This is a genomic window from uncultured Turicibacter sp. (assembly GCF_938044715.1).
Taxonomy (GTDB): domain Bacteria; phylum Bacillota_I; class Bacilli_A; order MOL361; family Turicibacteraceae; genus Turicibacter; species Turicibacter sanguinis.
Genome location: NZ_CALIOS010000136.1, coordinates 1 through 6584, shown reverse-complemented (window position 1 = coordinate 6584; position 6584 = coordinate 1). Strand labels below are relative to the sequence as shown.

Here is a 6584-nt window from a genome sequence, read left to right as displayed (position 1 = left end):
CTTAATCTTTACAAAAATAAGTAAGATAAATAGACACAGTAAAAATAACAAAAAATAACCAATCCATCTCATTACAGTAGTCCCCTTAATCTCAATCTTTACTCTTATTATGTAAAAAATATTCATTCCTTATTCTTTCAAGACAAAAAAAATCTGCCGCCATTAGCGACAGACCCCCTCTACTCCACAATATTTAACTGATACGCTTTAAACCAAACATGAAATTGATACAAATAAGCAATAAGCTGCGGCTGTGTCATCAGTTGTCCAAACCAAGGTCTTGTAATAATCTCATCATCTGAATTAGCTAAAGCCCATAACTTATTCTCGTCAAAAATCTCATGCAAAATAGACGTTTCATCACTCAACGCTTCTCTTAACAAAGCTTGGACAATCGCTGTGTAATGAGGATTATGTGTTTTTGGATACGGGTTTTTTTTTCGATACAACACTTCATTTGGTAAAATTCCTTCCATCGCTTTTCTTAACAAGCCTTTTTCTTCATTCCCATAGAACTTCATATCCCAAGGCACATTATAAAGATATTCCATAATTCGATGATCCGCAAATGGCACACGAACTTCAAGACTCGCTCCCATACTCATACGATCTTTACGATCAAGCAATGTCGTCATAAACCATTTAATATTTAAATAAGTCAATTGTCGTTTCTCATTATTCAAAGCACTATCGCCTTCTACAATATCTGCCTGTGCAATGGACTCATTAAAACGATCTGTTGCATAACCGACTAAATTCAATTTTTCTTGCCACTCTGGTTTTAACAACGTATTACGAATTGCTAAATCACGAAGCCATGGAAACATCCCATTCATTGGTTCACGATAAAACCAAGGATATCCTCCAAAAATTTCATCGGCACATTCACCTGACAAACCAACCGTAAAATCTTTTTTAATCTCTTTACAAAACCAATGTAACGATGAATCTACATCCGCCATCCCTGGCATATCACGTAATAAAACAGCATCTTTTAAAGCATCCGCTAAATCTTGATTTGTAATGACACAATAATGGTGATTCGTATGAAAACGATCAGACATCAACTTAATAAAATCATTATCTTCAGATACCGTAAAAGCCGTTTTTTGAAAATACTTTCTATTATCTTCATAATCAATTGAAAAGGTATGAAGATTTTTCATCTCATTTGCTGCAATAGCTGTAATGATTGAAGAATCAAGTCCTCCTGATAAAAAGGTACAAAGTGGCACATCAGAAACCAGTTGTCGTTTAATTGCATCTACTAAAATTTCACGTGTTTTTTCAACAGTTGTTTCAAAATCATCTGTATGTTCTTTTGCGACTAAATCCCAGTATTTCGTAATTTTAATACCCCCTGATTTAACCACCATATAATGACCTGGTTTTAACTCTTTGATCCCTTTAAATAATCCGTTTCCTGGCGTATGAGAAGGCCCAACACCTAATAACTCTTGAAATCCTTCAATGGTCACTTCATTTTTTTGCGTATAGTGTAAAATTTGCTTTTGCTCAGACGCTACAATAATTCCATCTGGTAACAAAGAATAATAAAGCGGCTTAACACCAGCACGGTCTCTCGCCACATATAATGTTTGCTCTTTAGAATTCCATACGGCAAAAGCATAAATCCCATTTAGCTTTTCAACTACTTTTTCGCCAAAGCAGACATACGCCTTTAACAAAACCTCAGTATCTGAATGTCCTTTAAAAGTATAGCCTAAAGCTTTTAACTCCTCGCGAATCTCTTCGGTATTATATAACTCACCGTTATAAACCATCGTATAATGATGAAATGACATCGGCTGTTTCCCTTGCTCAATATCAACGACCGATAAGCGACGATGCCCTAAAAAGACATGTTTCCCATAAAACATCCCCCCTTCATCTGGCCCTCGATGAAAAACAGCTTGTACACAACTCATGTCATAAGGTGTTTTCATCTCAATTTGTTTATAATTTACTACCCCAAATAATCCACACATATCATAACCACCTCTTCTAAATTCTCCTTTTTTGGAATTAAATGGAAATTATTGTTCACGACATATACTATGTCAAAACTCCTCATCTTGAAACAAATTTTCTTATCTGATAACATAAATTTATCGAATACAGAAAGGACGTCTTCCATGAAAAAACTCATGATCAAATTCATACAATTTTATCAAAAATACATCTCCCCACTTTCTCCCCCCAACTGCCGATACTATCCTACCTGTTCTCACTACGCCATCGAAGCCATCGAAAAACACGGTGTCCTAAAAGGAGGCTACCTAGCCTTTAAACGCATTTTACGTTGTAATCCTTGGGGAAGCCTTGGTTACGATCCTGTTCCAGAAAAAAAATCATGTCACTGTCATAAGCATCAAAAATAAAACAAAAAAACTTTAACATAGCACATCAAATCCTTTTTAAAATCAAAACGCTGTGAATCATTATCTTTACTCATTGACACCCTAAAATCCGCTTGCTATAATGTGAAACGATATGAACTAATAAACAATCTTTTATGGGGGCTTAACATGGATCTAATCACATTCTTTGAATATATCGGACTCTTCGTATTTGCCGCATCCGGTGCGATGTGTGCTATCGAAAAAAAAATGGACTTCTTTGGAATCCTAACACTTGCAACCGTCACAGCTATCGGTGGAGGAGTTATACGTGATGTTGTAACAGATATCGGAGTACCTGTGTTCTTTTCAAAATACGAATACATGCTAACCATTCTCATCTCAACCATTCTTGTTATCTGCTTACGAGGACGTATCAAATGGCAGACCTCTTTTCTCATTCTAGATGCCATCGGATTATCCGTTTTTACTATTGCAGCCGGAATGAAAGCCATCGATCTCAACTATAACTTCATGACCTTCCTCTTCGTATCAGTTATTACAGCTGTTGGTGGTGGTGTGATTCGTGACATCTTAGCACAAGAAGTCCCAAGTATTTTAAAACATGAAATTTATGCCGTTGCATCCTTAATTGGGGCCATCTGCTTTTGGTTCTTACACCCTTATCTCGGTATAATGATTAGTGCTTACTTATGTCTTTCAATCATCTTTATCATTCGTTTAGTCACAATCCATTATCAAATGCATCTTCCTTACATCGAAGAAGGTAAAATATACTTAAAGAAAACCCAAGCATCTTAATGCTTGGGTTTTTCTTTTCATCAAAAACAAGGTATAATGAAAGATATAAATTTTATAGAAACCGTGGTGAGACACATTGAATCTAATGACAATTGAGAATATAAGTAAAAGCTACTCAGTCAAAACATTAATCGATAACATTTCATTTGGAATTAGTGAAGGGGAAAAAATCGGAATTATTGGGGTTAATGGAACTGGAAAATCAACCCTTTTAAAAATTATTGCCGGTATTGAAAACCCTGAAACAGGCCGCATTACAAAAGGCAATCGCGTCCGAATCGAATATTTATCACAAAATCCTGAATTTCATGATGAAGCAACTGTTCTTGAACAAGTCTTTAAAGGAAATTCACCTGAAATGACATTACTTCGCGACTATCAAGAAACACTTGACGAACTTCAACAAAACTACAATGAATCATTAAACGAACGTTTATTAAAACTACAAGATCAAATCGATCGCTTAAATCTATGGGATTTGGAGAGTGAAGCCAAATCAGTTTTAACAAAACTAGGAATCACAAACTTTTCACAAAAAGTCAAACACCTATCTGGGGGACAAAAAAAACGCGTCGCTTTAGCATCAGCACTCATTACACCATCAGAACTTCTCATTTTAGATGAGCCGACCAACCATCTAGACAATGACACCATCGGCATGTTAGAAGACTACTTAAACAGTCGTAAAGGTGCCCTTTTAATGATCACTCATGACCGTTACTTTTTAGATCGCGTTACAAACCGAATTCTAGAACTAGATAAGGGGCGACTATATAGCTATGATGGAAACTATTCTGTCTTCCTTGAAAAGAAAATGGAACGCCTTCAACTAGAAGCCGCCATGGAAGATAAACGCCAAAACCTCCTTCGAAAAGAATTAGCTTGGGTTCGTCGAGGAGCACAGGCACGTTCGACTAAACAAAAAGCTCGTCTTCAACGTTTTGAAGACTTAAGCAACCAAGAAAAATTTACGCCACAGGGTAATCTTGATATTTCAGTCGCTTCAACACGCCTTGGTAAAAAAATCATGGAATTCAATCATGTTGCAAAATTCTATGGTGACCGCTGTATGATTCGTGACTTAGATTACACTCTAACTCGTACTGATCGTATCGGAATTGTGGGACCAAACGGAATCGGAAAATCAACATTAATTAATCTAATCCGTGGAAAAATCAAGCCTGACTCAGGATTCATTGATATCGGTGAAACCGTTAAAATTGGATGCTTCGCACAAGAAAGCGAAGAAATGAATCCAACAATGAGAGCCATTGACTACATTAAAGAAAATAGTGATTACATTGAAACAGGCGATGGAACACGCATCACTGCCTCTCAAATGTGTGAACGCTTCTTATTCGATGGACATCTTCAGTATTCACAAATTGGTACCCTATCGGGTGGAGAGCGCCGACGTCTATACTTACTTCGTATTTTAATGGATGCACCTAACGTTCTACTATTAGATGAACCTACCAATGACTTAGATATCGATACGCTAAGACGTTTAGAAGATTATTTAGATGATTTTAATGGAATCGTTATCACAGTTTCCCATGATCGCTACTTCCTAGATCGAATCTGTAATAAAATATTTGCTTATGAAGGGAATGGTGATATTACTATCTACACTGGAAACTATAGTGATTATCTCATTTTCAAAGAAGCAAAAACTCAACTTGAGGAAACCGCCATTACAGAATTAAAATCAAAAGAAACAACGAAAGCCAAGCCACGTCTTGAGAAAAAACTTAAATTCACGTTTGCTGAACAAAAAGAATTCGAAACAATCGATGATGAAATCGCAACCTTAGAGGAGCAAATCTCAACTCTAGATGAACAACTCATCGAATTTGCAACTGACTACGTTAAACTTCAAGATATCATGAATGAAAAAACATTAGTCGAAGAACAACTGACCTATAAATATGAACGTTGGGAATATTTAAACCAATTAGCAGAAGAAATCGAAAACTCAAAAAAATAAAAAAAAGCTCGACCGATTTGGTCGAGTTTTTTTTTATAAACTAAAGAATGTTGTAAATAATTTAACCGTAAAATCATGATCTTCAACTGATGCTAATTCACGAATCGAGTGCATCCCTAAAAGTGGAGCCCCCATATCAATCACAGGAATATTTAATCGAGAAGCCGTTACTGGTCCAATTGTTGTCCCACCACGTACATCCGAACGATTATAGAATTTTTGATAAGGCACACCAGCCTCTTGACATAACCCCTCAAATACTGCCGCACAGTAACTATCCGTACTATATGAACCAGATGCTGCTGTTTTTAAAACAGGACCTTTTCCTAAAATAGGACGATTTGTTGGATCATGCTTTTCACCCACATTTGGATGCACCGCATGTGCTAAGTCAGCCGAAATCATCATCGAATTAGCAAGTGTACGGTGAACCCCTTCACGATCATGACCAAGTGCTAAAATAATACGCTCTACAACATTTAAGTGTAAATTAGATGCTGCGCCTTGAGCAGTTAAACTTCCAGTCTCTTCATTATCTAAACACACCATCATCTTAGTTGCAGCTGTTGTAGGACTATCAACTAACCCTTTAAGTCCTGCATAGACCATCCACATATCATCTAGACGGCCTGAAGAAATAAACTCCTCATTTGCTCCTACTAACATTCCTTTATCAATCTCATATAAACCTAAATCAAATCCCATAATATCTGTAGCAGAAACATCTAATTCTTCTGCTAATAAGTTTAATAAATATCCGTCTTTTTTAAATGTCTCATTCACTAACCCAACTAAAGGTAATGTATCCTTTTGTGCATTGATTGCGAACCCCTCATTTACTTGTCGATTCATATGAATGGCAAGACTAGGAATAATTAATAATGGCTTATTAATATTTACTAATTTTGTTTCAGGCTTAAGCACATTAACACCACGTACTGTCACTTTCCCTGCTAATCCAAGTGGACGGTCAAACCATGTATGTAAAATTGGCCCTCCATATACTTCAGTATTTAACTTTAAATAAGCTCCTTCTGCTGTTATTTCAGGATTACCTTTAATTCTAAAACCAGGTGAATCAGTATGTGCACCAATCATCTTGATCCCAGACTCTAAAATATCTCCTGTTCCAACTTCAAATGCAATTAAGGCAGAATCATTTTTGGTTACATAATATTTACCTTCTGATTTTAAGTTCCATGCATCCGATTCTTTTAATTCAGTATATCCATATTCATTTAAAAAATCTTTAATAGTTAAAACACTATGAAAAGCGGTTGGACTATCATATAAAAAATCAATTAATTCTAATGCGGCCTGTTTTTTCATCTCTTTAATCCTCCTAATCTAAACACTATAAATAAAATAATAACACTTTTTTTTACATTAGGCAAACTAGACAAATTTTATAGAAAATAAAAAAAACTCCCTAAGGA

5 protein-coding genes are annotated in these 6584 nt (G+C 35.8%); 3 read left to right on the top strand and 2 right to left on the bottom strand.

Features of this window, described 5'->3' with window-relative positions; translation table 11 throughout:
- Positions 1-179: 179 nt before the first annotated feature.
- On the bottom strand, positions 180-1988 hold the full coding sequence (gene asnB / locus QWC74_RS12980; RefSeq protein WP_006785146.1) for an asparagine synthase (glutamine-hydrolyzing): 1809 nt from the start codon (positions 1986-1988) through the stop codon (positions 180-182).
- Positions 1989-2057: 69 nt separating this feature from the next.
- On the opposite strand from asnB, the gene yidD reads away from it, so the two are divergent.
- The 3 genes from yidD to QWC74_RS12965 all read left to right on the top strand — a co-directional run bounded on the left by yidD (position 2058) and on the right by QWC74_RS12965 (position 5148).
- Positions 2058-2381 (top strand): membrane protein insertion efficiency factor YidD, encoded by a 324-nt coding sequence (yidD, locus tag QWC74_RS12975; protein ID WP_081448238.1) that lies wholly within the window; start codon positions 2058-2060, stop codon positions 2379-2381.
- A gap of 147 nt (positions 2382-2528) precedes the next feature.
- Positions 2529-3161, top strand: a complete 633-nt coding sequence (locus QWC74_RS12970; RefSeq protein WP_006785144.1) for a trimeric intracellular cation channel family protein — start codon at positions 2529-2531, stop codon at positions 3159-3161.
- Positions 3162-3246: 85 nt separating this feature from the next.
- Positions 3247-5148: an ABC-F family ATP-binding cassette domain-containing protein gene (locus tag QWC74_RS12965; RefSeq protein ID WP_229040177.1), complete on the top strand. Its 1902-nt coding sequence runs from the start codon at positions 3247-3249 to the stop codon at positions 5146-5148.
- Between the two features lie 33 nt (positions 5149-5181).
- Here the strand turns inward: QWC74_RS12965 and QWC74_RS12960 are convergent, their stop codons facing one another.
- Positions 5182-6477: a M18 family aminopeptidase gene (locus QWC74_RS12960; RefSeq protein ID WP_006785142.1), complete on the bottom strand. Its 1296-nt coding sequence runs from the start codon at positions 6475-6477 to the stop codon at positions 5182-5184.
- Positions 6478-6584: the final 107 nt, after the last annotated feature.

What these genes read in the sequence shown, in the direction of transcription:
- asnB (WP_006785146.1), bottom strand. Translation starts at nt 1,988, where the DNA reads ATGTGTGGATTATTTGGGGTAGTAAATTATAAACAAATTGAGATGAAA.
- QWC74_RS12960 (WP_006785142.1), bottom strand. Translation starts at nt 6,477, where the DNA reads ATGAAAAAACAGGCCGCATTAGAATTAATTGATTTTTTATATGATAGT.
- QWC74_RS12970 (WP_006785144.1), top strand. Translation starts at nt 2,529, where the DNA reads ATGGATCTAATCACATTCTTTGAATATATCGGACTCTTCGTATTTGCC.
- yidD (WP_081448238.1), top strand. Translation starts at nt 2,058, where the DNA reads ATGTCAAAACTCCTCATCTTGAAACAAATTTTCTTATCTGATAACATA.
- QWC74_RS12965 (WP_229040177.1), top strand. Translation starts at nt 3,247, where the DNA reads ATGACAATTGAGAATATAAGTAAAAGCTACTCAGTCAAAACATTAATC.